This is a genomic window from Pseudobdellovibrio exovorus JSS (assembly GCF_000348725.1).
GTDB lineage: Bacteria > Bdellovibrionota > Bdellovibrionia > Bdellovibrionales > Bdellovibrionaceae > Pseudobdellovibrio > Pseudobdellovibrio exovorus.
On the sequence record NC_020813.1, the window covers coordinates 362,430 to 387,781 of the forward strand.

Genomic DNA, 25,352 nt, shown 5'->3' on the forward strand with positions numbered 1-25,352 from the left:
TGTGTGACCTTAGAACTAGTATCTGTCGTTCAGAAAATCGGGTCAAGCTCAGGGCAAATCAAGATTTTTTGTAAAAGAGATCGTCTTTTTCATGGAAATTCTTTTTATGAAACAGCTCTTTGTTATGAGCCGTCTGAATATGAGTCAGAGCTTAAGTTTACTGGATGAAGGTCGATAAGAATTACATGAAACTGAACCTATGGTCTCGTATTATGTTGGTGATGATTTTAGGGGGAGCGTTGGCGTCGTGTGATCGCGCGACTTCTAACTCTTCAACAGTTTCTTTGCAGTTACCACAATACAGCCAGCAGGGTTCGTCTTCTCATTCTCAGAAAAGCAATGCGATAGCGGTTTTATGTAACCCGTGTTTAAAGTCAGTGGCGATCAGTATTGAAGGCAGTGATTTTGCGACACTGAGCCATCAGGCTTACCATCCTAATTTTGAACAAAATTTTGCGTCGATCGAGACCAGCATTAGCTTTGAAGTTCCCGGAGGCACGGGACGTGTAATTAAAGTGTTAGCGCTCTATCGGCACAACTCAGACGATGAAAATGAGGCCGAGTATTTTGTTCACTACGGAACTGTGAAAGTAGACTTACTTTCACCAGAGCCTCCTCCGATTGTTTTGAATCTTTCTAAAGTTGGACAATTTCGCCAAGGCTCAATACAAGGTCGCTATATGTCTAATGCCAATGGAGGACTTACTGGAAGCGTCTATGGGGATCTTCTGCATGCGCCTTCAGGGTTAACTTTGAACTTAGGCGTTGTCGGTGAAATGGTAAATGGATGGTTCAGTTTTAATGCCTCTGAAAATTTTCCTATTACTTATAGACTCGCACAGGCACGAAGCCCATTTTTTCAGAATGTAACGACAGAAACATTTAAGGCAGAAATCGAAAATCAGATTATAGCAACTGGGTCTAATGGCTCGCCAAGAATAGCCCATGTTCATCGCCCAGTTAATTATTATCGTAAGATCTATGATACAAATGAAAATGCTTACGTATTTAAACTAGTCAAAGAAAGTCGCAATCTTGTTTTCGGCTACTTCGGGCCTGCGGCTGAAACGAGTGGCGGTGTGATCTGTAAGCAAAAAGTTGCAGGAGCGATAAGTGTGGGCAACCTTGTGACCCAGCCAGCGCAAGTAGCGCCGAATGTCGATTACAGTGATACAGCTAACAGTCAAAAAATATATGTGACAGGGGGCATGTCGCAGAATTCAGGCTGTTATTTCTCGAACCCAATGAAATTAATAAATCCCAACCAAATCAATATCACAGTAGATCAGTTTAATGCTCACGGCGAAGAAGTGGCGCGCGGCTTAGGCGGTCCTTTCTCAATGTTATATGACAATGGCGTAGTTACTAAGTTTCAACGCAGTGGCAATCAGGTTTATCTACAAACTGTAACTGATCTGTTTGGCTTTGGTTTAACATCTTCTTACGACAGTGTTCGCGTGTACATAAAAGAAGATGATGATTCGAGCCAAAATGTTAAAGCCGCAGTTAATTGTCATGAAAAGCTTTTAGATCGTGATGGTTATACAGAGCTATTGCTTCTTGATAGTCCACAGCTTTTTGCGACTCTTGAAAACAATGTGAAATTCACAGTTCCTACAGGTTATAATTCATCTCAGTTTGCTTTTGCCGTGTGTCCAACGAAATCAGGGAACTTAACAGGTGTTGGCGGCCTTTATTTAGGGAAAGTCTTCCCATAATATCAAAATAGTACATTGGATTGATTAAGATAAAATCGAAAAAAGTCGATAAATAGAAATATGATTCGTTGCACGTGGCATGGTCTTTCTACTCTGATTTTGGCTTTGGGAATGGCATTATGGTCATCCTCGTGTACGCGTGCTGCATCAGATATGTCGACAGTATCTTTGCAACTTCCATCCTATTCACAGTCACAAGGGGTGAATTCTAAGAGCGCAGCCTTTAACAGCAGCTCATCGAGCCTAAGTGGAAGTTGTAATCCGTGTTTGAAGTCGATCACAGTACATGTTGATGGTGACGAATTCAAAACAATTAGCTTCAAACAAAAACACAGCTCTACAAGTCAGATCGGCACAGAACTCGATACGGCTATTTCATTAGAGGTTCCAGGTGGTAATAATCGCCGCATTCAGATATTGGCCTTGTATATTGGTCAGGTGACAGGCAGTGATATGGTGACAGCTTCTATCCAATATGGAAGTACCACTGTTAATTTGCTTTCGGCAGAACCGCCGCCGATTGTTTTAAAACTCGCCAGCATAGGAGCTTTTATTCCTGCCACGATTGCAGGTCGCTATTTAACTCAGGCGAATGCAGGACCCACAGGTATAGTTGATATTTCTTACGAGCATCCGTCCTCTGGTTTGGTGCTGCAAATGCCATCGGGTGAAGTTGTTAATGGTTGGTTTAAGTGGTTGGCCTCTGAAAACATTCCTCTAACATACAAACTCAATTCATCTGGTGCCATCTTGATGAGTAAGATGTCTACAAATACTGTAAAAAACAATGTGACATCAGCGGCACATGTCGTGCATTTTACGCGACCCAAAGTTTATTACTATGATGATGGTTCTTCGGGAGCTAACTTTAAAATGGCTTCTGGAGGTTTTGATATTGTCTACGGTTTTTTCTCGGCGAATAGCAGTTTGCTCAACGGGAAAAAAGTGTGCGTGCAGAATAACTCACCAGCAACGTATGCCACCAGTTACGCTTCACTGTATACAGAAGCTGATCCTAACTCAGTCAGTAACCGAAATATTTTGTACCATCACCAGCCCAGTGCGACGGGTAGTCCTCCGCACATCTATGCAACAGGTGGAGCCACGGCCGCTGCTTGTGGTAGCTTTCTTAATAATAAGTTATACACCAGCGACCAAATTTCTATTTTTAAAGATCAGTTTGCGGGGAAAGGAAATGATATGGCGATTGCTATATCAGGAGTCTTCACCGCCTTCGCAGAAGAGGGAATTGTTCAGAAGTACAAATTTATAGGGACTTATAACAATCCGACATACACAATTAAAGCGATGGCGGGTCTTTTCTCTCCGACAGGGACGGGAATATCTGGATCAAATCTTTTTGATGGAATCCGCTTATTCAAAACAGCGACGCCATTTGCTGATGACATTCGCTGCAGCGAAAAGTGGTTACAGGAAAATGCATTTATAGAAAATCCAGTGACTTCGTCGAATATACAAACTGGCGGAGAGATTGAATTTTCGACCACTCTAGGATCAGAACAAAGCGAATCCACTTTGCGCTACATTGTGTGCCCAACTCGGTCTGGCGAACTTCAAGATATTGGGGGCATGCGCCTAGGCCCATTACTACGACCACCGGCGGGGCCATTATTACAGGCATTGGATATCAGCACACCAATAGGGAGCTCTTTGTTCCTACCGAACATTATGGTGAGTCATTCCATAGACAAAATAATCACATTGAAAAATATAGGCTCTAGCGCAGCAGAAAATATTACGCTCACTTCAACCGCTGCAGAGCTAGTAGTTAATAATATAAATTGTCCTGCAGGTGCAAATTTTCTTGCTGTCGATGACAGTTGCACTGTGCGATTGACGATAACTCCTATTGGTGTGGGCCCTTTGATTAATACAGCTCTTGTTGTGAGCTACAATCAAGCGGGAGCCGGCCATGTCGAGACTCGACTGGATATAACAGCAACGGCTATACCTGAACAAGCCAACTTGATAGCGTCATCAGCGACCATTGTATTGAGTATCCCAAATCTTGCTGCAACACCTTCGACGGCACAGCCGATTACTTTGACAAATGTGACAGGGACTGGGCGTGCGGAAAATATTATATTTTCTCTTACTGGTGCAGATCCAACTGCATTCACGGTGCTTTCGCAGACCTGTGGAAATATAAACATTCCGATAATAATGGAGCCGTTGTTTACTTGTGATATTCAAGTTGTGTATCAGCCCAGTGTGGCCGCTGTTCACAATGCGACATTAGCCATCAGCTATGAAAGTAATGGGCAGATCATGCCACAAAAGCTCATTACTTTAACAGGAGAAGCTGGACCATGATGTATGGCCCTTACACACCTCAAGAATGTGAAAACGTTGTTTCGTGGTTAAAAGATCAAAATATAAAATTTGAAGTTTTAAAAGATGAAGATAAAGAAAAAGAGTTCCGTAGAAGTGATGGACAGAATCTTGTGAATCAAGCTCACTGGCGAACGGAAGTTTTTTTAGCTCAGGTTTTTTATATTCAAATTTTGCAGTGGTCGTCAGAACAAGAGTCAGCCTTTTCACAAAAGTTTATTCAAAAACAGGAAGTCCCACCAGAATTTCTGCGTGACCGACAAAATGAAGCTGAAAGTGACAACAAACAGTTGCATCTTGATGCTGAGCGCTCAGCTAAAATCAAAAGGTATTGTGCGCGGGCCATCGTCATTGTGTGGGTTGGCTATATGCTTTATTGGATAGTTAAAAGCATTGCCGCGCCAGAGTGAATGGGTTAGTCTTGCGGCATGTCCGCGTCTAAGACTTTAAAAGCAGCAACAGGATTAAAAAAGTACTTATATCTAAGTGTGGGAACATTGTCCTTAGCGCTCGGAATAATAGGTGCCTTTTTACCTCTTTTGCCGACGACAGTTTTCTTATTGATTACAGCTTATTGTTACGAGCGGGGCTCGGATCGTTTCCATGATTGGTTGATTCAACATCGTTACTTAGGACCTCCGATAGTGGACTGGCGCAAACATCAAGTTATCCGTGTTCGTCATAAAATGCTGGCAACATCGATGATGCTTATTGGAGCCTACTTTGTTTACTCTAAGCCAACGATTCCATTGTGGGTGCAAATCATGTACGGATTTTTAATGGTGGGTGTGTTGTCATTCATTTGGACACGAAAAAGTCAGCGGGATACACAAGCTTAAATTCCATGCTGAACAAATCACAACTTCTAAAATTATTAAAAGACAAAACTCGTCAAGATCTAGAGTCGGCATTAACAGCGGCTCGCAATACGTATGATGTGGCCACACATGAAGACAACAAAGCTGAAAATAAATACGACACGCGGGGGTTGGAAGCGTCGTACTTGGCAGGTGCTCAAGCGAAACGAGCTGCCGATATTAAGCTGACATTGGACATGTTCGAAAATCTTCAACTGCGAGAATTCAAAGAAGATTCTAAAATTGCTTTAACAGCACTGATTGAAATTCAACACCAAGATAAATCGCAACTGGTATTTCTTCTCCCTCGTGGGGGCGGGTTGTCCGTTCAAATTGAAGGGCAAGGGGTGCAGGTTATTACTCCAGAAAGTCCCTTAGGAAAAGCTCTTATCGGCCGCGAATGTGGTGATGTGGTCGAAGTTCCAACTGGTGCGATTTTAAAAGAATATGAAATCAACCAATTAAGCTAATACTTTCTAGGTAAAAGTCGGGTCAGGAGCCCAAGAATTAAGCGACTAGACTAGCCGCCACAAAACTTCAATACACAAAAAAACCTCTTTCTGTAAATATAAAAAAGTCTATTTAAGTGCATAGAAATACGTGATTTAAGATCAAAGGAAGTTTATGAAAACGATTTTTGGTGTGATGTTGGCATTGGCTTTAACAGGGGCTTTTACAACGGCGAAGGCTCAGTCATTAAGTAACAAAATTCATAACCCATATTCGTCCTTACGTGCACTGGGAATGGGAAATGCCTTTACTGCGGTTGCAGATGATTATTCTTTGATTATGTACAACCCTGCTGGTTTCGCTCGTAAGAAACACAACGAAGTACAGATCACTTTAGCTGGTGGCGGTGTTTCTTCTAAAACGATGACAGTAGTTGATGATATTAAAAAAGCTTCAGATACTCCGGGTACGGATGCAGATAAGGCGCAAGCGGTATCGGATGTATTGGAAAAATATTATGGTGAGTCTTTAGGTGGAAAACTACAGGCTTTAGAAATGTTTTGGATCCGTCGTAACTGGGGTGTCGCTATTTTACCTGCGGACTTAACCGTTGATATGTACATCAATAGACAAGTTGGACCGGCATTAGATTTAAACGTTAAAGGGGATAGCATCTTAGCGTTTGGTTATGGTCACAATTTAACAAGCACATTGGATGTGGGTATTACGGCAAAATACATTCATCGCGTTTCTGTAGAAGAAATTCTGCCTGCATTTGAATTAGCTACAGACCCTAACATGCTCAGCTCAAAGCGTTTCCGCGAAGGAAATAAAATTGATTTTGACTTAGGCTTCATGTGGACACCAGATTGGTTCACCAAACGTGTGGCTCGCCAAAAAGTAGAATCGCCAGCCACAACAACATCTACGTCAGTAGCTCCACCAGCAGAAGCCACTGCAGTTGACACGGCACCTGTGGCAGAAACAGCTCCAGAGACTCCAACTGAAGACACGGCACCAGCAGAGACGACGCCAACAGAGGCAACAGCCGATGAAACGCGTACGCCACAGTCTGAACAACCTGAACAATCTGAAACTGTAGTGGCGCAGCAAGGACCAGAAAATACAGTTCCAGAGCCAGTTGGTGCTATTACTAATTCTGCCCCAGGGACAACTCCGGTTCCTGTGCCTCAAGATATTCAACCGAATTTATCAGAGCCAGCACAAGCAGAAGAACCAGTTTCTGCTCCGGCGGAACAAAAACCCGCTGTGGCCCAAGATGGATATGACGTGGTGCCATCTTATCCGCTGTCATTTGGTGTCGTCGTTCATAACGTTATCGGCGGAGACTTTTCACAGTCGAAAATGATAAACAAAGATGCTGTAGACAAGCCAAGTAAATTGGAAAGAACAGTGGACGTTGGTGCTCAGTACAAAATCGTAGACTGGGATGATTTTGCGATTCGTTACATGATCGATTTCCGTAATTTAGGTTACCCTGGTGCCACAACATTTAATCGCGTGTTTCACACAGGTATCGAATTCGATTACTCGCCAAACACATGGTTTAAAACACAGTTGCGCGCGGGCCTAAATCAGATGTATTTCACAGCCGGAGCAAGTTTCCTTTTCGGCGTTCTTAATTTAGATATCGTGACTTATGGTGAAGAGGCTGGAACATTAGATCAAAAACGCGAAAGCCGCGTAACCGCCGCTAAAGTGGGATTTAATTTCTAACTCAGTCCAGTCCAGATCGCGGCTACATCCCTATCGGCTAGGATGAGGATGTGTTTCGTTCCCGAAGTTGGGTGTCGGTTCGATGCAGCATTACAGCTAACATGCCATACCAACACAGAACTTCGGGCATAAGACACAAAGTCTATGAATCGTGCGCGAAAGTAAGGCTTTCGCTAAAAGACCCATCGAGCAATAACAATTAAGTGCAGATATAATCAGGATCTTTTAGTTTCTCTTTTAAACAATCCCCAATACCTTGCGGAGTCGCATTTGGATTTTCAACAGCTGACTTCAGTTCGGCACAGTACTTCTTAGTGGCATCGGAAGCTTTTTCGATATCTTGGCAAGCGGTATTGTAAGTTGTCGTAACCACAGTTCCTAACTGCACGCTGTCCATATTTCCAATTTGAGCTTTGATTTCATCTTCTGATGGAGTCGCACCACCAGGGCCACCATTCTTATAAACCAGCATCGAAACTTCAGTTCCGATTTTAAAAAGGGAACTAATCTGAGTGTAAAACTTCACACCGGAAAGACTGCAAACATTGAACGCTTCTGTAGCTGTGGCGTTGTTAGTCGCTCGACCCGTTGGATCCGTGGGATCTGCACTTTTGAAATTCAAAGCATTTAAGGCGTTAATCGTTGAAGAGCAACCACCAGTACAACTACCTGAGTTATTATTGATACTTTCAATGGCATTTACAAAGGAAGCCGCATCGCCATAGCCCTCTGAAATAAAGATCGCGGCACATTTTAAACTGTTGGCCTGAGGGCTGTTATCGCCACTGATCTTAGAAACACAACCACGCGCTTCTGCTGCAGAGGCACGGTTTAGGCAACTTTGCGCTTCTTGTAAATCATTTAAATTACTTTTTTGGCAAGATGCCAAAACTAATAAGCTGGATAGAAGGTAAACGTGTGGTTTTAAGAAGCTCATTTCGATTGTCCTTGATGTAAAGTTAACTCGCTTTAATTTTTCGGATATTCTCAGGGGCAACTTGAGTCGAGACTTGCCTTGTTTTGAGAAAATGGTTCAATGAAGTCTATGCTAAAGCTCACTCAAACACAGGCGCGTAATATATGGATTCAAGCTCAGAAGCTAGATCAATTGCAGCCGTTTGGTAAAGGGGTTAAGGCAGTAGAAAAGGCCGTCGAGCAATTGGGATATGTTCAAATTGATACAATTCATGTGATTGAGCGTTCTCATCATCATATTCTTTTCAGTCGAATTCCGAACTATAAGAAAAGTGATTTGCAACGAGCACAGTCAGAAGAGAAAACTGTTTTTGAGTATTGGACACATGCCTTATCTTATGTGCCCACATCCCACTATCGTTATTTTCGGCCACGAATGTCGCGCTATAAAAAGAATGCCGGTTCGTGGTTTGGTTCAGTCACTTCGTCCGAGATGCAAAAAGTTTTGCGTTTGATCAAATCGGAAGGTGCGCTATCAATTCGTGATATTCAAGACGATGTTTTAGTCGAAAAATCACATCTGTGGGCAAGCAAGAAACCTTCGAAAAAAGCGCTGCAATTGGGATTTCACCGCGGAGACTTCACCATCAGTAAACGTCAAGGCATGCTCAAAAGTTACGAACTAACAGATCGTCACTTTGATTGGGAAGAGCGACCTAAAGCCGCAAGCCCAAAAGAGTACATCCAGTTTATTGTTCAACGAGCGTTGAAGGCACAGGGTTTTGTCAGTGTCGATTCTATTTGCTATTTAGAGTCTCATATTAAAAAAGAAGTTCTGTCTCATCTAAAGGATTTAGAAAATAAAAAGATCTTGCAGCCAGTTAAAATTTCAAATTGTGAAAAAGTGGCTTTTTGGATGTTACTCGAGGTGTATGACGACACATGGAACGATGTCAGTGAGCAGCTTCATATTCTTTCACCCTTTGATCCACTGATTATTCAACGCAAACGTCTGAACATGATTTTTGATTATGAACATATCTTTGAAGCTTATGTGCCGCCAGCGAAGCGTCGTTACGGCTATTTTACTTTGCCGGTATTGCACGGAAATAACATTATCGCGATGTTAGATTTAAAAACGGACCGCGAGCAGCAGAAGTTGCGGGTGCAAAGTTGGCATTGGCGTCCCCGCCATAAGTCTAGTTCCAATCGTCAATATATTGAAGAATCTCTGCATCGTTTTGAAAAATTCCAGTTAGAAAAATAAATCGATCAGAATCGTGCAACTGTCTGCGATATTTTTTGGCTTTTTGTTTGACTGGTTTTTCAGCTGCTTTCTAGAATTATATCTTATCGAGGGGAAAACATGAAAAACACGATCGTGATGTTGGCGATTCTAGCTTTAGCTCCACAGTTATTAGCCTATACTCCAATCAGCGATGAACGCCGCGCTGAACTTCTAGTGCAATTCCAATACACTCCACAAGTACAAGTGCATAAGTTCCCTCAGCAGGTGGGTTGTAAAGCTCAAGATGTACATTACGATACGACTTATCCTCAGCGCGAAACACCTTATCGTGTGCAAGCTCAGGCCTATGTTCCCAACAAAGCGAATGTGCCAGTTGTCTTTATGCTGCCGCCATTGGGGGGAAGTAATCAGCTGGATCGTGCGATGGCTATGGCCTTTTGCCGTAATAACATTGCTGCATTTGTTATTCTGAATGATTTTACGGGATTAGATAGCAATACTCTGATGCCGGTTACAGATCATGATCATACACCTCGCCGTGTGGTGTCTGCGGTTAAGGGCGGAATTTTAGTAGCCCAAGCTTTCCCGAATATTAATACACGCAAAGTAGGATTGTTTGGTGCGAGCCTTGGGGGAATCTTAGGGTCCATCGCTTACGGAGTTATGCCTGAGGTGTCAGCGGCAACATTCATTGTGAATGGTGGCGATGTTCCCAACACATTGGCCTATAGCGATCAACAGCCGATTATTCGCATTAAACGTGGACGTATGGCTGCCGAAAATTTAAAAAATGAGGCGGAGTATGAACATTACCTCAATCAACATATCACTCTAGATCCGTTGCACTTTGCTCCGCTGATTGTGCCTGAAAGTATTAAGCTTTACTTATCCCGCAATGACAAAGCTGTGCCATCAGCAAATCAAATGGCTTTCTATCGTGCGGTGGGCTCACCGAAAGAAACCGGATTTTACGCTGTAGATCATGGTTTAACGATCTTCGCTGTTTTGGGTATTGGTGATCAGAAGCAGGCGATTGCAAATTGGTTTCATGGACGATTCGCACAACCGAATCCACGAGACCTCTACACGGATAGTGTCTACAGTTTAGACAACCCGTAAAAAATTACAGTCCCCTTATCAGGTGAAGGCCGAGGTGATAAACTCGGCCCCATGCGTTTTGGGATTCTTTCTTTTATTCTACTTTTAAGTTTAAGCACTCAAGCGGCTATATATAATTATGACTATTGGTGGCCACTAGAACTCACTCGCTATTTTCAGCAGGTCAATCGTAAAACGCAGATGTCTCCACCGGCTTCTACAGGTGTAGCTGAAAAATGCGGTGGCATTTACACTCAAGCCATAGCTAAGGGCGAAATGGATGTTCGTTACGCTCTAGGATATTTCGATGATACACAGGGGAAAGAAGTTCATTTTGATGGACGCAACTATGGTCTGTCGCCAAGTTTAGACATCGCGGTTTTCCATGTGATTCGTGGTTTTATGAAACGCCCATGCGTGAATCAAGGCCAGCAGATTTGTGAGTTCGCCGAGTCCGGAAATCCAGAGCAAGGATTAGTGGTGCTATCTAAGACGATTTTTTTAGATCAGCGCCCAGTCAATGTGAAAATGACACTGACTCATGCTTCGGCCTCTGAAAGTTTCACGGCGAATAAAGGAACGTTGGTAACACGTCAGTCTCAATTAACTCGTCAATCCGAGCAAAATTTCTTCGGAGCTTTAGGGCGGGCGGATATCGTATTTTATAATGGTCACTCGCGCAATGGAGGTGGACCTGATTTCAACCCACCGATCTTAAATCGCCAAAATAAAACCAATTACACAGGCCACTATGAAGTCAGACGTGATGGCATCAAACGCTTTTTAGATCTGATGGGGCAGTCTCGTAATCCTGATCAAGTTGTGGGTTTCTTTTCGTGTTATTCCCGTCGTCACTTTCACCGCGATATCATGCGTGTGAATCCGAATCAGAAGGTGATCCTTTCTGCGGATGAAATCGATTACTTGGATTCGTTATTGGCTTCGATGGGATATCTAGAGGGCTTTATGCAAGGTCGCTGCGGACAAGATCTCGCTGACTTTGCAAAACAAGGCGCTAAAATTCAAAATGGATTTCAAGGTTATAATTTACGCTAGTACGAGTAGATGATTAGGCCGCGACATCTTCTTCGCTATTGCTCGAGAAGATGCGATTAACGTCAATCAAAGAGGGAAAAACTAAAGCTTGCACACGAGGAATTTTCTGAGAAGCCTTGCGGACACCATTATTGTGCTCAGAAATTTTTGAGTTAATTTTTTCACTTAGATCGTACATGTCTTTAATCAGGCGTGCGATATCCAGCTCTGTTTTAAAATCCGAGCACATGAAATCGTTCTGAACATCGGGCATGTCTTCAGGCTCAGTGCCATTATCCATTTGTAAGTATTGAATAACCCTACGGCTCAAGTCGAAATAACTTTGGAAGTCAGCCCCTCTTTCAAAAGGATTATTGCACATGTCGTGTAAGGCCACATCGACAAGGTCACCTTGCGGAGGCGGCACGCGAAATGTCGCGCGTAAGATATTGGCTTTTTTCTTCACTTTAGACTTTAAAGATAGACGATACTGCGAAAGAAGCGCTTGCAAGTTTAAGATCTCTTGCTTGGCATTATTATGTTTATGCGCCCGTAGTGTTGAAACTACGAAAAAGACTGCTCCACCGATAAAGCTGAGCTTTAATATAGCGCTAAAGACATCAATCATGGCATCCATATATAAGTCCTATCGGATACTCAATAGCAGTTCTTGAATGAATTTGGCCGCTCAAAATGAAACGAATTTTGGTCACTGTTTAAAAGTTTAACAGCAAAAAATCCATGTACGAAAATAAGACGACATTTGAGGTCGGCGTATTTGCTGCAAATGCATTTTAATGCAGAGGAGCTTATATGAAGCATAAGTTAGTCACACAAGCTGTTTTAATGTTGAGTTTAGGTTTTTTGACGGCCTGTCCGCCAAACAACAGAAACGACAATAACAACTCGGCCGTTCAGCAAGGGCGAATCATGTCTCAAGATGCGAATTCGTTTTGTGACCTTAATAATGGAACGCTGACCTGTTACGGAGTCAATCAGATGACAGGTAATCGCTGCTCGACTTTATCTAAGAGTTATAATCCCAATGATCGCATCAATCTATGCAGTCAGATTTATCAGTTGCGCTCTGAAAATTCATCTATGTCATTTGGTAATACAGGTTGTGTTGTCGATGGTGCTATCAATTCGACAATTGCACAATATTGTGAAGGTGTTACAGATCAATGGGGTCAAAACTTACCCGGTTCCAATAATCCCATGGACCCTAACAATCCACAAAATCCAACAAACCCGATGAATCCAAACCAACCGGGGATGGATATGGGATATGTTTCCCTTCAATGTGACTTTGAAGCGCAAAGAACTTCCAGCCGCCGTTGGTTCAATAGTAATGTGAGTATTCCAAAAACAACGGCTTTGATCACGATGAGTTCTACTTCACAACAACGTGTAGATTTAAGAAGAAAGTTCTTAGGTTTAGATGTGGGTAAGTTTGGTAATTTATCAATGACATATAAACCGGCTCGCGGTCAGTCGACAGATGCACAAATTGAATTGCGCAGCGAAGGCATGAAAGTCAGTGATGAAAGTGTACGTATCGTTAAGACGGGATCTGCAAGTCGTGGAGTGCAATTGGAAGCTTTAGCTGAAGGTTTATACATGAAGATTTCATGCCGTAACAGCAACCAAGCGCAGCCTCGTCAAGGTGGTTCGGCTCCTATCAATGGTCGCAATCTTGTATGCGTCGGAGAATCAAAAATTATTGGAACTCCTCGTGAAGAAATCGAATTCATCACACCATTGAATTCAATTGCCAATGGTCAAGAGTTCCAAATTTCACAGGCAGTATCAGCTAAGTTAAATGGCAGTGATATCACTTACACAGCTGTTTTGGATCGCGATTTCGGTCCAACGCTTGTAACAACATCGTCTTTAAGATCAGCTGCAGTCTTGAAAGCCAATGACCGAGTGGCTCGTATCGACGTGACTTGTACTGTGCAATAGTCAGCGCAGCAACACCCTAGAATAAAATTTAACTGAACAAAGAAAAAGGCAGCTTAAAGCTGCCTTTTTCTTTTGATCGACTTTAGTCTGGCTGAAGCCTCTTTCGGAGGAGGAACAAAGGTAGAGGTAACCTAAATATGATGGTGTTTTGAAATGAGCTTATCTAAGATAGATCAAATTTCGATATGGCCGAGAGGCCTATCGATTCCAGAAGGAGTAGAAAATGAAAAAGGCATTCGCCATTACAATGTTGATATCTTTAGTGACAATGAATCCAGTGGCTCACGCTGAAGAAGCTGCTGTAGAAGATGTAACGGCCGCAGAAGACGTCACAGCGGACGAGGTGGCGATCAGTGAAGAGCCACAGGAGAACTGGGTTGAGTGCGGTCCTTCCTATTTGAATTATGTGCGTGGTTTAGCTAAGCCCAAACAAAAGGCAGAACTAGAAAATTGGTGGATGATCTCAGATTCCGATTACCAGTCTATTCGTAATGATGAGTTTCAATATGCAGAAGAAAAAACTAAAAAAGAAAAAGAATTTGCAGCGGCATTGGCCCAACCAGCAGGGCGTCAGTCGATTTTGGCTAAAGTAAAATTTGGTACTTACGATATGAAGAAAAAGGGATTCCCTCTGGATATCCGTCTTGAAAATGGAACGCTTGAGGACCATTTCTCTGGCGGGATGGGTTTCGGTGGAGGTCTAGGTGGTCCTCCAAGTGCCTATGTCACAGGTTGCGCTATGAGAGTGGACTACAAGAAAAAAGATAGTATTCCAAATACAATCAAAATTAAGCCGACGAATTCAGCTAAATTAAAATTCCTAGCCGTTCCAGAGGAGTTTGCCCGTCAAATCACTACTGATTTGGGAAGTTCACGAGTGAAAACAGTTTTACTTAGATTTGATCCGAAGCAAACTCAGCTTGTGAAAAAAAGTCTAGGTACAATTAAGTTGAGCGAACTTGTTGTCAGTGCAGAGATTAAAGAAATCGAAGTTCAACAAAATGACGAAAAGAAGGTCTTCACTTTTTAAGCTGGGCAGGTCGAGGCGCCGACTCTGAGGTTGTCCAGAAGTCGGCTTGCGTTAAATATCTGCATTGACTCTGCTTTTCATAGTTTTTAGACTTTTTATACATCATGAGTTTTTTTGACAAATTTGCAGACTATTTTTCTAATGACATCGCTATCGACCTCGGTACCGCTAACACATTGGTTTATGTAAAAGGGCGTGGAATTATTTTGGACGAACCATCAGTGGTTGCTGTTCAAAAAAATTATCGCGGCATGCAGAATCGCGTTTTAGCTGTCGGAAAAGAAGCGAAAGAAATGTTGGGTCGTACACCGGGAAGTATCGTGGCGATCCGTCCAATCAAAGATGGAGTTATTGCGGACTTCGAAGTGACCTCTTCGATGCTGAAATACTTCATTCAAAAAGCTATGGGCGAAAAGAAAGCCCTAGTTAGACCACGCATTATCATCTGCGTTCCTTTTGGGATCACACAGGTTGAAAAACGCGCGGTAAAAGAAGCGGCCCAATCTGCGGGCGCACGTGAAGTTTATTTGATCGAAGAGCCAATGGCAGCAGCTATCGGCGCGGGCCTTCCTATCACAGAGCCATCTGGAAATATGGTGGTTGATATGGGCGGTGGTACCACAGGTGTGGCTGTTATCTCTCTTGGTGGTATTGTTTACTGTAAATCAATCAAAGTTGCTGGTGATAAATTTGACGAAGCGATTGTGAACTATGTTCGCCGTCAGTTCAATTTATTGATCGGTGAAAGAACTGCGGAATCTATCAAATTACAAATTGGAAATGCGTATCCATTTGATCAAGAGCGTACAATGGAAGTTAAAGGTCGCGATTTAGTGGCTGGAGCTCCAAAGACCATCGAGATCACAAGCACACAAATTAACGACGCCTTGATGGACCCATTGGCTGAGGTTGTGGATGCTGTTAGAACGGCTCTAGAAAAGACGCCTCCTGAATTGGCATCGGATATCGTAGACAACGGAATCGTGTTGACTGGCGGTGGAGCCTTGTTAGCAAATTTAGACGTTCTTTTACGCGAAAGAACAGGATTACCTGTCTCGATTGCAGAAGACCCTCTAACATGTGTCGTAATGGGATCTGGCAAGGTTTTGGATCAATTAGATCTTCTCAGCCAGTTAACAATAGACTAGTATTTGAATATGTTTACTTCGACGGATAGTCGACTCTGGTTGGCAGTTCATTTATTGTACCCTCATGCGTCTCAGGCATTTGATATTTATCAGGGTATCGTTCAGCAATCAGAGAGTCTGATCAACCAAAACAAAAAAGAGGCTATTTTTGCCAAACTGGTTCAGGTGATGGAGCGCATCCCACCTGTCAGTTCAAATTTGGCTTTTCAAGAGTTTGAGTTTGATCAGATCGATCAATGGAAAGTTATTTATAAAAACTCTCAAAAAAAACAACTGGTGATTTTTGTTGGTGTGTTGATCTTCGAAATGAAGATGCTCGAGATCGCTCCGCTGTTGAAGTTATCTCCGGATAAAGCTCAGTTTTTATTCCATCAGGTTTTTAAGAAATTAGCGCAAAACAGTTCTAAGCTGAAGTACAACGAACAGTTAAACTTCAAAAAACAAAACGATTTAAAAATTTCTTATCTGTATACCTACGAAAATTTAATTGAATACTGTTTGGGACTTCTTTCTGAAGAAGACCATGAAAAAGTACGGGCTGGTCTTGAGCTTTACCCAATCCTACAAGTTACAAAAGAAGAGTACAGTCGCATTATCAATCAAATACAGAATTTGAAAGTGCAACGTACAGGCGAAGCGAAGGCGCGTAAAGGAAACGGAACTGATGCTTTAGCAAATGAAGCGGCAACGCGTGACTCGCGTCTTTTTTATAAAAAGAAAAGAACTTGGGTGGCACTTGCGGCTATTTTATGTGGCGTTACAGTTGTTGGCATTCTTCAATACACCGGTGTACTTCCTTACTTGCAAAATCGCGAGCAGACCCTAGTTATCGGTGCATTAGATAAACGATCTGAAACTCCGGTTCCAGATCATCCTGAGATTGCTCAGGGGTCTGTGCCTGAAGAAGCTCCGCCTTCGGAAATTCCTTCCGAAGAGGCCAATCTAAGCGAATTACCACCAGAAACTGTGGCGGAAGTAACGCCGAATGAAGTCCCTCCAGTTATCGCGGCAACACCGAAACCCAGTGAGCCTGTTGTCAGCACACCTCCAGTTTCGACTCCAGCCGCATCAACGCCAGTAGCGTCTGTGGCGGCAGAAGAGAGTCTTCCTAGCGAAGCGGGTGGATTATTTAGAGGTCACCTGATTGTTGATGATGTGGACACAGCCAACTCGCAGTTGATGCAGCAGTTGCAAAAATTGGGTGCGACAAAAGCCGGTGAAGTGGCTCTGGGTTGGAAAAAATCTGAAAAAGTGGCGTATTATCACTACGTCATTCCTGAAAAAAGCATCGCCGAAGCCAATAGCAGCTTTCGCCGACTGGGTAAGTTAGTTTTAAAATTTGAAAAACATCCGCGCTCTATTCCGGCGGGCAGCAGACGCTTTATTATCGAAGTCGAGCAAAAATAGTGAAGATTAAGAATCCATTTCGGTTTTCATCTTTAAGATCAGTATTGATCACATGGTTTTTTGTATTTTCTATTCTGCCGTTGGTTTTAATTTCATGGTATTCGTTACGGCAATTTCAGCAGGCTATTGAAAGTGAACAATTGCAGCGACTTCAATCCAACGGACGAGAAGTGGCTGTCATTGTTTCGGATTACTATCAACAACTTAAAAACAATCAAGAAGCCTTGGCCAGTTCAAGTCAATTTGTTGAAGCTTTAGTGCAATCCAATCGTAGATTTTTAAAAGACTTTTCTTATGCAGGGCTCAGCTTAAGTTTTCTAAATTCAGCTTCTTTGTATTCACCAAGCGGGCAAAAGTTACTCATTTTAAATCGTGATCGTCAGAACAACCTGCAATCACAATTTATCTTTTCAGAAGACCAAGTCCTACGTGAAGATGAAGTAAAACACTTAGCAAATCAAGACGAACTCGGCACCGTTGTCGAAAGCAATACGGACGGATTAACGCTGGTGTTACTTAGTAAGTTTAAAAACACAGAAGGTGAAATCCAAGGCTATATAGAACAGCGAATAGATTTGAAATCACTGTTTCTTATGCGAGTTAAAAATAAAATCAAGTCTGAGCTTTTCTTATTAGATAATTCGCAGAATAAAATTTTGGCATCGACATTCTATTTGCCGAATGCAGATATTCGCTCTTTGGTGCAACAGGGGCAATCGTTGCATGACGAAGACCAAATTTTAAATATCAAAAGCCAAGACACGCCCTACGGATTTATTATACAGCCACTGCTGTGGGATAAGTCGGTCTTTTTTCTGGGTATTGGTATGAGCAAAAAAGGCTCCTTAGAAGTTCTACAAAATATTAATGTGGCCTTCATCGGTGTCATCAGTTTAGTGGCGCTGTTCCTGATTATCACAATCGTGATTAGCACCACCGTGTTATTGCGGCCGATTAATGAATTGATTGATGGTTTGCAGGCATTTGATAAGACAGAAAAACCAATTCAATTGGCAGTTAAAAACAAAACAGAAATCGGCAGATTGACCCGCACGTTTAATCAGATGAGCTATAAAATTTATCGAGCGAAACATGACTTGCGAAAGAAAATCAAAGAGCTCGAAAAAGCGAACCTGAACTTGAAAGCGGCTCAGGCGAAGTTAGTGCATTCGGCTAAGATGACCAGCCTAGGGCAACTGGTAGCAGGGGTGGCGCACGAATTGAATAATCCGATTGGTTTTATCTACAGTAACACAGGACATTTAAAAGATTATTCCCAGAAATTATTTAAGATCATTGATGAGATCGAACAGAATCCAGAAAAGATTAACGAGATCAAGCAGGCTTACGATTATGAGTATATTAAAAAAGATTTGCCCTTACTGATCCGTTCGTGTGAAGACGGAGCCCAGCGCACACGAGACATCGTTGTGGGACTACGGAACTTCTCTAGATTGGATGAATCGCAATTAAAAGAGGTTGATTTACGTGAAGCCCTCGATACCACTTTAGAAATTCTCGGTGGAGAAATTAAGAACCGAATCAAAATTATCAAGAACTACGAAACAGTTCCACCGATATGGTGTTATGCTTCGCAGATCAATCAAGTTCTAGTGAATATATTAGCCAATGCGGCTCAGGCCATAGAGGGAAATGGACGCATTTGGATTCACCTGAGCGCCCAGAAAGCGACTCCGGAAAAACCTCGTCATATACGCCTATCGATTCAAGACAGTGGGGCTGGAATTCCTCGTGAAGTCGTAGAGAAAATTTTCGAGCCGTTTTTTACGACAAAAGATGTGGGGCAGGGAACAGGATTAGGGCTGAGTATTTCCTATGGAATCGTACAAAATCATGGTGGCGACATCCAAGTGAAGTCCCAGCAAGGTAAAGGGACTGAGTTCATTGTGACTCTTCCTTTAAGGCCACCTCAAACGAAACCGCCTTCGGCGCGTCTCAAAATGGGAAAAGACGACAAAACTAAGTTTTAGGTCAAATTCTTCCGATAAGTTCACAGTGAAACAGATCAGTGAGTTTTTAAACTATATTATTGCACTGATGGTGGTCGTGATGGCCGGCGCTTTTTATCATTTTCACACAAGCTCAAAGGCCCCATCCGAAGTCAACGATCTATCCAGCCATCAAGCAAGCAAGAAGCCAGCTTCACAGAACTTGAGTTCTGCGGAAGAGGATAAAATTGTAAATAAATACCTACAAGAAGCCTCTAAAGAATTAGAGCGTCAAAAAATGATTTCGGACCGAAATTTACGTGAGGCTCAACGTAAATTAGCAGAGCTAGAGCGAGCTAAAAAATTAAAAGAGCAAAAAGAAATCGAAAGTATTCCACTGGAACGTCAAATCTGGAAAGAGCCGCAACGTGAAACCGCGGTCGAGATTCTAGATGGCGAAATAAGTCAGTTACAACAGCAAATTCGCACGATTGATCGTCAGCAAAAAAAAGCTGCGGATGATTTTGTTGAAAATGCGCGACAAGAGGGATACCACGTCGAGGTTTCTGACGATATGGAAGTGACGAATGCCACACCTATCCGTAATCGAAAACCTTCACAAGAAGATGACGAAGATTCAATCGAAGTGTATCCGTCAGATTAAGTTATTCTCTTTGAAACTGAAGTAATTCTTATCTGTAAAAATAATATGATCTAAAATGGGCAGCTGTAGAAGGTGCCCTTTTTTTATCAACTGTTGAGTCATGCGGATATCTGCAGGTGTTGGTTGCACGTTTAAGCTGGGGTGATTGTGCGCTAAAACCAGAGCCTGTGCGTCGAGTAATAGGGCACTTTTGAAAATCTTCTGCGGCTTAACAAGACAAAAGTTTGGCTGTCCTGTGGCCATCCGCTGAATAGCGATAAACTCCAATGCCGAGTCTAGGTAAATGACCCAAAAACTTTCGTTACTTTTTTGAAACAGGTGGCGCAATAAAAGAAAATAAAAAGAGGCACAGGGTGAAATCGACATCATGTAGCTGCTGTGCAATATCTGGTTAAATCGTATCTGTGGAAATTGGTGTGGGGATTTACATTGTGCTCCATAAACCGGATAAAAGGCCGCTTCTCGTTTCAGTATAAATCGAATACAGTGGAGTATATTAAAGGAGATCGAAATGAATCATTTTCTGAAATTATCCTCTGTTGTTGTGTTGGGTTTAGCTCTGGCCTCCTGCGGTCCTAAAGCATTTGTGAAAGGTGAATACGATGAAGATATCAATCGTGAAAACCTGATGAATGATCAATGGTCTGAAACAGATATGCAAGTGGCAGTACGTGCGATGGTGAACTCTATGGTAAGTCATTCGACAATTGCTAATGCGAAGCGTGTACCAGTTGTTATTGTCACAAATTTGCAAAACAAAACCAGCGAACATATTGATACTCAAAACATTATGGATATGGTGCGCGTGGATTTAACTCGTTCAGGAAAAGTAGCCTTCGTTGATAAAGAAGCTCGTCAAGATATCGCAGAAGAATATGCATATCAGGGTTCCGGCACGACATCTGAAGAGACAAAAAAATCTACAGGTGGTCAAACAGGTGCAGATTTCATTATTAACGGACGCTTAGACTCGATTGTTCAAGAAGTGGGTAAAGAAAAAACGGTGTACTACAAGTTAACTCTTAACTTAACAAATTTGAAAACGGGTGTGATCGCTTGGACTGATTACAAGCAAATCCGCAAAATGTACAAAAAGAAAAGCGTTGGTCTTTAACAGTCTTTAGTATTTTTTAAAGATGACCAAATTCATTCCGGTTGCACTCTGCTGTTTAGGTTTTTTGCTGACAGGGTGTGCGACCCATCAAGGCAAAATAGAAACAGCTCGTGCCGGTCTGATGAGTGGCAACTGCGAAACGGCCTTACCTCAACTTGAAAAACTCAGTGCAGAAGAAGGCGATAACCAGCTCCTTTATTTAATGGAGTATGGATCGGCTTTACAAATCTGTAAGGAATACCAAAAAAGTAATGAAGTTTTTTTGAAGGCGGATCGGCTGAGTGAGCAAATCGACTATCATTCAGTGTCACGAATCGTGGGAGCAACGTTACTAAATGAAGAGATGATCCAATATAAAGGTGATATCTTTGAACGCTTATTTATTAACGTATCGGCGGCCTTAAACTTTTTAGAGTTAGGTCAGTTAGATGATGCGATGGTGGAAGTTCGCCGTATTCATGAAAAATACAATCGTTTTACAGCCGAAGAAAAAAACAGTTTTGAACTGAATTCTTTTGCACAGTATTTAGCTGGAATGATTTATGAGGTTAATGGCCAGTTCGATGATGCCTGTATCGCCTATCAAAGTTCATACAAACTGGATAACACCTATCGAAATGTGGGATTAGATATGCTTTCGGCTTGTTGGCGTGCTCGTCGTTATCAAGAGTACGAACGCTTAGCCAAAGAGATGTTACTAATTGAATCTGAAGTGGATTACGTCAAAAGAAAAAATAAAAACGAAGTGATAATCGTTTATCTTCAGGGACTTGGGCCACGAAAAACCATGCGTGGTGCAGAGGGTTCTTTGCCTCATCTGAGTCCCACATACAATGTGACCCAGCAAATAGTTGCGAACTATGAAGATCAGAAAAAAAAGCCCCAAAGTCAGACGAGTCGATCTGTGTACAGTGTGCAAAATGCAGCGATTGCAACGTTAGAGGCCGACTACAATGCTTTGGCTTTACGACGTATCGGAGCGCGCGTGGCCAAAGAAGTTGTAGCCGATCAGATACGTCAAAAAGATGAAGCGTTGGGAAATGTGGCTTTGCTTGTGATGCTCTTGGCAGAACGTGCGGACTTACGCAACTGGAGTCTATTGCCCGAGGGTGTGCAGGTCTTGCGACTGAATCCTAAGGCGGGCAGTACGATTGAAGTTACAGGTCTCAGCCGTGATCACACACGGACGGAGGATATGGGAACCATTGATCTGTCATTAAATCCAAAGAAAAGAATTTATCTATTAAGAAGTGTCCGTTAGGTGCCAGGCCGTGTTTACGGACACAGTGCGTCCGTAAACACGGCCTGGCACCAAAAAAAAGGCCAGCAAAAGCTGACCTTTTTTATTATTCACTGAATGTGAAGTTAGAAACTACGGATTGAAACCTTGATTGTTGCTTGGCAACGGAAGGTTCGGAGTTTCATCTTCTTGGTTCAAACCAGGAAGAACAGTCGCTTTTTCAGCAACCGCTTTCGAAGTTGAATCTGTGTTCAAGCGAGCTGCAGTAGCAACGCGGTTGTCAGCAGTTTGTTTTAAATCATCAGTCGATACGCGATCGATATTCACGCTAACAGTAGCTTGCTTCGTCATGTAGTCGATTGGGAAAGCACCAAGTTTAGCTAAGTAGCTAGAGATGCTACCATTGCCGTTTTGGATGATTTCGCGAAGAGTGAAAAGCGGAGCGTACTGAGAAGCTTTTTTCTCTGATTCAAAGATGATTTGCGTCAAAGTAGCTGCCGTGATGTCATTTTTTGATTTATTGTCGATCACCATAACTTCTTCGTTAGAGCGAATCATTTTTGCAATATCATCCAGAGTCACGTAGCAGCTTTGTTGAGTGTCATATAACTTACGATTTTGGTAGCGTTTGATAATTTTAACTTTTGCGCTTGGTTTTACGCTTAAGTTTTCCATTTGGTTCATCACAATGGCCTCCCCTTATGTGGCTTTTGTTTAGTCTAGCTAAGAGCTTAAAACTAAAGCTTTTTGCCTACTTATTACCCGCGCAAATTAGCCCTGCCGCCACCCCTTGTCAAGCAACACCAAGCGAATAATTCGCAAATATTTCACTCAGCTCTTTTATATAAGATCTGAGGTCTAGTTCGTCGAAGAAAGTCCAGTTTTTTGAATCTGAGTTCTGAAAATATAAAGTTATTTCATATAGTTATATTAAACAAAAAATAAGATAGAAAATCTCTATGGCCCTCGGAACAGAATGGGTAGGCCTAAGTCTAGATATACATAAAATGAACATTTTTTGATCATTTCACTCTCACCCTAAAGGCGAATTTGTCCGAAAAGCTTTTAAAGGAAGCTTTCATGTTTACAATAAACAAGACACTCTTACAGGCCATTGTTCTTCTTTCGATCACAGGCTGCGCTGGTTCAGGTCACTACTTTTACGACTCGGCACTCAATGATAAAAATCGCGCACCATCTTCATTGGCTCTTCCAGAAGCATTTGAACCTACGATCACGACAATTGATTCGATGAGGAATCAAGCACAGGCAGACTTCTTATTTTTAAAATCCGAGATGCAGTCGAATGCAGGTCACGGAGCTGCGGCCATTGAAACCCTTAAAGCGGCTTTGGTATTTGATCCCGAGTCAGCAACGTTCATGCAAAAAATAGCAATCGAACACTATCGTGAAGGTAAAGTGATGCAGGCGATTGTTTGGGCACGCAAAGCTTATGAGCAATCTCCAGAAAGACGTGATCTCACTTTGCTGTATGCTGGTTTGTTAACCACAACTAAAGAGTTCGCCTCTGCGGAAGTATTATACCAAAAATTGATTAGTGCGGATAAGACAGATGCAGAAGCTCATCTTTACTTGGGTGCTGTGTACACAGAACAGAAAAAATTCGCGAAGGCTTTGAAGGCGTTCACAGCGCTTGAAAAATTACCAACGAATTCATCTACTCACTTGGCGCATTATTACAAGGCCCGTATCCATGCTGAAAACAATCAAGCTCAGCAAAGCAAAGAAGAGCTAAGAAAAACAGTCGCTGTAAAACCTGATTTTATAGAAGCGGTATTGTTATTAGGACAGATCATTCAACAGACAGAATCTGCGCCAAAGGCTTTTGCCTTCTATGAAAAGCATCAACAGCAGCATGGACCAAATGCTAAATTAGCAGAAGTTCTGTCGCAGCATTATATCACTGTAGGAAATTACGATAAAGCTTATGAACAGCTTGAGATTGTAGACAAAGCGGCTGAAGGACAAATTCAAGTAAAATTGAAAATGGCTTTGATCTTGATTGAAAAGAAAATGTTTGATCCAGCTATTGCGAAATTAAATGAAATTTTAGAAGTAGCACCAGATTCAGATAAAGTGCGCTTTTATCTTTCTGCTGTGTATGAAGAAAAGAAAGATTTTGCAAAAGCTTACGAAGAATATATGAAAATCGAGCCAGACAGTGGTTTCTTTGCTGATGCACGCTTGCATGCGGCTTACTTATCAAAAGTTATGGATAAACCACAACAAGGTATTGGGGTGCTAAAAGCGGTATTAGAGCAAAAGGTAGAAAATCCACAGGTTTTCTTTTTGCTGTCACAGCTTTTTGAAGAAACGAAAGATTTTGAAAATGCTCTCTATACATTGAAAAAAGCCCAAGAAGAATTTCCTTCTCATATACAAGTGTACTACTTCATGGGTGCTATTCAGGATCAGATGGATTTAAAAGAAGACATGTTAGTGAACATGAAAAAGGTCGTTGAGTTAGACTCTAATCATGCACAGGCTTTGAACTACTTGGCCTACACATGGGCTGAGCGTGGCGAAAATCTAGAGCAGGCAGAAGAGTACGCTCGTCGTGCCGTGAAAAAAGCTCAGAAAGACATCTACATATTAGATACTTTAGGTTGGGTTCTTTTCAAAAAAGGTCAGTATAAGCAAGCCGTTGAAATTTTAGAAAAAGCACATGCTTTGAATCCAAGTGTGAGTATCGTGTCAGAGCACTTAGGGGATGTGTACAGTAAATTGAATATGAATGCGAAAGCAAAACAGCAATTCCTACGTGCCGTTGAAAACGAAGAGAACGTGGCGAAACAACAAGAGATTCGCAATAAATTGGCTCAGGTGGAAGACAGAATTAAAGGTGTGCGAGTGCCGTCTTCAGTCGAGTTCGGTTTAAATACAGATGTGTCGCCGTAATAGCGAATACAATTTTCCAATCCGCAGAAAGTAGCGGAATAAAAGAAAAAATGAACAGGATCAGCGTGATTTGTAGAAACTCACGCTGATTTTTTTTAAGATGACTAAACGCCATTTGCCATGCCGGTAAAACTTTAAAATCTGCAGTTTGCAAAAAGTAGTAGCTAAAAACCAACTGCAAATTTGTGATTGCACTGAGGCAAATCACCACGCTTCCAGCCATCAGAACTAGGAAGATGTGTTTTTCTTTTAGATAAATCAGAAGCAATGAATGTATAGCGCCCCAGAATAAAATGAGTGGTAGTGACATCGCAAATAGGCGTAAAGCGCCCCATTGAGCTTTTTTTGTTAAAGTGATTCCATGAATCAGCAATGACAGTTGCAGCGCAACTGCCAGTCCAATCAAGGCTCCTCCGCTGAAGTTGGCAAGAATCAACACAGCGCAAGCCACGACAAACAGTAGTAAGTGGCGTAATTTTAATTGCATTTAACGAGTATAGTATCT

At 42.2% G+C, this 25,352-nt stretch carries 23 protein-coding genes; 18 read left to right on the plus strand and 5 right to left on the minus strand.

Annotated elements, in window-relative coordinates; genetic code table 11:
* Positions 1 to 185 precede the first annotated feature (185 nt).
* The 6 genes from A11Q_RS01910 (at position 186) to A11Q_RS01935 (ending at position 7,114) form a co-directional block, all read left to right on the plus strand.
* Positions 186 to 1,718: a hypothetical protein gene (locus A11Q_RS01910; protein WP_148284918.1), complete on the plus strand. Its 1,533-nt coding sequence runs from the start codon at positions 186 to 188 to the stop codon at positions 1,716 to 1,718.
* A gap of 60 nt (positions 1,719 to 1,778) precedes the next feature.
* On the plus strand, positions 1,779 to 4,052 hold the full coding sequence (locus tag A11Q_RS01915) for a hypothetical protein (protein WP_015469095.1): 2,274 nt from the start codon (positions 1,779 to 1,781) through the stop codon (positions 4,050 to 4,052).
* Complete coding sequence (locus tag A11Q_RS01920) at positions 4,049 to 4,480, plus strand: hypothetical protein (RefSeq protein WP_015469096.1); 432 nt, start codon at positions 4,049 to 4,051, stop codon at positions 4,478 to 4,480. Before A11Q_RS01915 ends, A11Q_RS01920 begins: the two co-directional genes overlap by 4 nt.
* 18 nt (positions 4,481 to 4,498) lie before the next feature.
* Complete coding sequence (locus tag A11Q_RS01925; RefSeq protein WP_015469097.1) at positions 4,499 to 4,909, plus strand: YbaN family protein; 411 nt, start codon at positions 4,499 to 4,501, stop codon at positions 4,907 to 4,909.
* A gap of 5 nt (positions 4,910 to 4,914) precedes the next feature.
* Positions 4,915 to 5,397 carry a GreA/GreB family elongation factor gene (locus A11Q_RS01930; RefSeq protein WP_015469098.1) on the plus strand — a complete coding sequence of 161 codons (483 nt, stop codon included), beginning with the start codon at positions 4,915 to 4,917 and terminating at the stop codon, positions 5,395 to 5,397.
* Between the two features lie 154 nt (positions 5,398 to 5,551).
* Entirely contained in the window at positions 5,552 to 7,114 is a 1,563-nt protein-coding gene (locus tag A11Q_RS01935) for a hypothetical protein (protein WP_015469099.1), read from the plus strand.
* A gap of 199 nt (positions 7,115 to 7,313) precedes the next feature.
* On the opposite strand, the gene A11Q_RS01940 is transcribed toward A11Q_RS01935, so the two are convergent.
* Positions 7,314 to 8,051, minus strand: coding sequence for a hypothetical protein (locus A11Q_RS01940; protein WP_015469100.1), 738 nt, complete (start codon positions 8,049 to 8,051; stop codon positions 7,314 to 7,316).
* A 99-nt stretch (positions 8,052 to 8,150) separates the two neighbouring features.
* Between A11Q_RS01940 and A11Q_RS01945 the strand changes: the two genes are divergently transcribed.
* The 3 genes from A11Q_RS01945 to A11Q_RS01955 all read left to right on the plus strand — a co-directional run bounded on the left by A11Q_RS01945 (position 8,151) and on the right by A11Q_RS01955 (position 11,432).
* Positions 8,151 to 9,296 (plus strand): winged helix-turn-helix domain-containing protein, encoded by a 1,146-nt coding sequence (locus tag A11Q_RS01945; RefSeq protein ID WP_015469101.1) that lies wholly within the window; start codon positions 8,151 to 8,153, stop codon positions 9,294 to 9,296.
* A 99-nt stretch (positions 9,297 to 9,395) separates the two neighbouring features.
* Positions 9,396 to 10,397 carry a hypothetical protein gene (locus A11Q_RS01950; RefSeq protein WP_015469102.1) on the plus strand — a complete coding sequence of 334 codons (1,002 nt, stop codon included), beginning with the start codon at positions 9,396 to 9,398 and terminating at the stop codon, positions 10,395 to 10,397.
* Positions 10,398 to 10,448: 51 nt separating this feature from the next.
* The gene (locus tag A11Q_RS01955; protein WP_015469103.1) at positions 10,449 to 11,432 is read left to right on the plus strand and encodes a hypothetical protein; all 984 of its coding nucleotides are present in this window, start codon (positions 10,449 to 10,451) and stop codon (positions 11,430 to 11,432) included.
* Between the two features lie 13 nt (positions 11,433 to 11,445).
* Here the strand turns inward: A11Q_RS01955 and A11Q_RS01960 are convergent, their stop codons facing one another.
* Positions 11,446 to 12,048, minus strand: coding sequence for a hypothetical protein (locus A11Q_RS01960; protein ID WP_015469104.1), 603 nt, complete (start codon positions 12,046 to 12,048; stop codon positions 11,446 to 11,448).
* 176 nt (positions 12,049 to 12,224) lie between these two features.
* Between A11Q_RS01960 and A11Q_RS01965 the strand changes: the two genes are divergently transcribed.
* From A11Q_RS01965 to A11Q_RS01990, 6 genes are all read left to right on the plus strand, one after another.
* Positions 12,225 to 13,376, plus strand: a complete 1,152-nt coding sequence (locus A11Q_RS01965; protein ID WP_015469105.1) for a hypothetical protein — start codon at positions 12,225 to 12,227, stop codon at positions 13,374 to 13,376.
* Positions 13,377 to 13,599: 223 nt separating this feature from the next.
* Positions 13,600 to 14,406 (plus strand): hypothetical protein, encoded by an 807-nt coding sequence (locus A11Q_RS01970; RefSeq protein WP_015469106.1) that lies wholly within the window; start codon positions 13,600 to 13,602, stop codon positions 14,404 to 14,406.
* Positions 14,407 to 14,510: 104 nt separating this feature from the next.
* Entirely contained in the window at positions 14,511 to 15,554 is a 1,044-nt protein-coding gene (locus tag A11Q_RS01975) for a rod shape-determining protein (protein WP_015469107.1), read from the plus strand.
* 9 nt (positions 15,555 to 15,563) lie between these two features.
* On the plus strand, positions 15,564 to 16,961 hold the full coding sequence (locus A11Q_RS01980) for an SPOR domain-containing protein (protein ID WP_015469108.1): 1,398 nt from the start codon (positions 15,564 to 15,566) through the stop codon (positions 16,959 to 16,961).
* Positions 16,961 to 18,952: an ATP-binding protein gene (locus A11Q_RS01985; protein ID WP_015469109.1), complete on the plus strand. Its 1,992-nt coding sequence runs from the start codon at positions 16,961 to 16,963 to the stop codon at positions 18,950 to 18,952. Before A11Q_RS01980 ends, A11Q_RS01985 begins: the two co-directional genes overlap by 1 nt.
* Before the next feature lie 25 nt (positions 18,953 to 18,977).
* Complete coding sequence (locus A11Q_RS01990; RefSeq protein WP_015469110.1) at positions 18,978 to 19,574, plus strand: hypothetical protein; 597 nt, start codon at positions 18,978 to 18,980, stop codon at positions 19,572 to 19,574.
* Here A11Q_RS01990 and A11Q_RS01995 read toward each other — a convergent pair.
* Positions 19,566 to 19,943, minus strand: a complete 378-nt coding sequence (locus tag A11Q_RS01995) for a JAB domain-containing protein (protein ID WP_083860465.1) — start codon at positions 19,941 to 19,943, stop codon at positions 19,566 to 19,568. The genes A11Q_RS01990 and A11Q_RS01995 overlap by 9 nt on opposite strands.
* Before the next feature lie 142 nt (positions 19,944 to 20,085).
* Here A11Q_RS01995 and lpoB point away from each other — a divergent pair, with 142 nt between their 5' ends.
* Together lpoB and A11Q_RS02005 are read left to right on the plus strand one after the other, a co-directional pair.
* Entirely contained in the window at positions 20,086 to 20,688 is a 603-nt protein-coding gene (gene lpoB / locus A11Q_RS02000; protein WP_015469112.1) for a penicillin-binding protein activator LpoB, read from the plus strand.
* 22 nt (positions 20,689 to 20,710) lie between these two features.
* The gene (locus A11Q_RS02005; RefSeq protein ID WP_015469113.1) at positions 20,711 to 21,949 is read left to right on the plus strand and encodes a COG3014 family protein; all 1,239 of its coding nucleotides are present in this window, start codon (positions 20,711 to 20,713) and stop codon (positions 21,947 to 21,949) included.
* A gap of 111 nt (positions 21,950 to 22,060) precedes the next feature.
* Here the strand turns inward: A11Q_RS02005 and A11Q_RS02010 are convergent, their stop codons facing one another.
* The gene (locus A11Q_RS02010; protein ID WP_015469114.1) at positions 22,061 to 22,612 is read right to left on the minus strand and encodes a polyhydroxyalkanoate synthesis regulator DNA-binding domain-containing protein; all 552 of its coding nucleotides are present in this window, start codon (positions 22,610 to 22,612) and stop codon (positions 22,061 to 22,063) included.
* 396 nt (positions 22,613 to 23,008) lie between these two features.
* On the opposite strand from A11Q_RS02010, the gene A11Q_RS02015 reads away from it, so the two are divergent.
* On the plus strand, positions 23,009 to 24,847 hold the full coding sequence (locus A11Q_RS02015) for a tetratricopeptide repeat protein (RefSeq protein WP_015469115.1): 1,839 nt from the start codon (positions 23,009 to 23,011) through the stop codon (positions 24,845 to 24,847).
* Here the strand turns inward: A11Q_RS02015 and A11Q_RS02020 are convergent.
* Positions 24,786 to 25,334 carry a hypothetical protein gene (locus A11Q_RS02020; protein WP_015469116.1) on the minus strand — a complete coding sequence of 183 codons (549 nt, stop codon included), beginning with the start codon at positions 25,332 to 25,334 and terminating at the stop codon, positions 24,786 to 24,788. The two genes, A11Q_RS02015 and A11Q_RS02020, sit on opposite strands and share 62 nt — an antisense overlap.
* Positions 25,335 to 25,352: the final 18 nt, after the last annotated feature.

Coding starts and splice junctions, on each gene's coding strand:
- A11Q_RS01910 (WP_148284918.1), top strand. CDS start 186: ATGAAACTGAACCTATGGTCTCGTATTATGTTGGTGATGATTTTAGGG.
- A11Q_RS01915 (WP_015469095.1), top strand. CDS start 1,779: ATGATTCGTTGCACGTGGCATGGTCTTTCTACTCTGATTTTGGCTTTG.
- A11Q_RS01920 (WP_015469096.1), top strand. CDS start 4,049: ATGATGTATGGCCCTTACACACCTCAAGAATGTGAAAACGTTGTTTCG.
- A11Q_RS01925 (WP_015469097.1), top strand. CDS start 4,499: ATGTCCGCGTCTAAGACTTTAAAAGCAGCAACAGGATTAAAAAAGTAC.
- A11Q_RS01930 (WP_015469098.1), top strand. CDS start 4,915: ATGCTGAACAAATCACAACTTCTAAAATTATTAAAAGACAAAACTCGT.
- A11Q_RS01935 (WP_015469099.1), top strand. CDS start 5,552: ATGAAAACGATTTTTGGTGTGATGTTGGCATTGGCTTTAACAGGGGCT.
- A11Q_RS01940 (WP_015469100.1), bottom strand. CDS start 8,051: ATGAGCTTCTTAAAACCACACGTTTACCTTCTATCCAGCTTATTAGTT.
- A11Q_RS01945 (WP_015469101.1), top strand. CDS start 8,151: ATGAAGTCTATGCTAAAGCTCACTCAAACACAGGCGCGTAATATATGG.
- A11Q_RS01950 (WP_015469102.1), top strand. CDS start 9,396: ATGAAAAACACGATCGTGATGTTGGCGATTCTAGCTTTAGCTCCACAG.
- A11Q_RS01955 (WP_015469103.1), top strand. CDS start 10,449: ATGCGTTTTGGGATTCTTTCTTTTATTCTACTTTTAAGTTTAAGCACT.
- A11Q_RS01960 (WP_015469104.1), bottom strand. CDS start 12,048: ATGGATGCCATGATTGATGTCTTTAGCGCTATATTAAAGCTCAGCTTT.
- A11Q_RS01965 (WP_015469105.1), top strand. CDS start 12,225: ATGAAGCATAAGTTAGTCACACAAGCTGTTTTAATGTTGAGTTTAGGT.
- A11Q_RS01970 (WP_015469106.1), top strand. CDS start 13,600: ATGAAAAAGGCATTCGCCATTACAATGTTGATATCTTTAGTGACAATG.
- A11Q_RS01975 (WP_015469107.1), top strand. CDS start 14,511: ATGAGTTTTTTTGACAAATTTGCAGACTATTTTTCTAATGACATCGCT.
- A11Q_RS01980 (WP_015469108.1), top strand. CDS start 15,564: ATGTTTACTTCGACGGATAGTCGACTCTGGTTGGCAGTTCATTTATTG.
- A11Q_RS01995 (WP_083860465.1), bottom strand. CDS start 19,943: ATGATGTCGATTTCACCCTGTGCCTCTTTTTATTTTCTTTTATTGCGC.
- lpoB (WP_015469112.1), top strand. CDS start 20,086: ATGAATCATTTTCTGAAATTATCCTCTGTTGTTGTGTTGGGTTTAGCT.
- A11Q_RS02005 (WP_015469113.1), top strand. CDS start 20,711: ATGACCAAATTCATTCCGGTTGCACTCTGCTGTTTAGGTTTTTTGCTG.
- A11Q_RS02010 (WP_015469114.1), bottom strand. CDS start 22,612: ATGAACCAAATGGAAAACTTAAGCGTAAAACCAAGCGCAAAAGTTAAA.
- A11Q_RS02015 (WP_015469115.1), top strand. CDS start 23,009: ATGTTTACAATAAACAAGACACTCTTACAGGCCATTGTTCTTCTTTCG.
- A11Q_RS02020 (WP_015469116.1), bottom strand. CDS start 25,334: ATGCAATTAAAATTACGCCACTTACTACTGTTTGTCGTGGCTTGCGCT.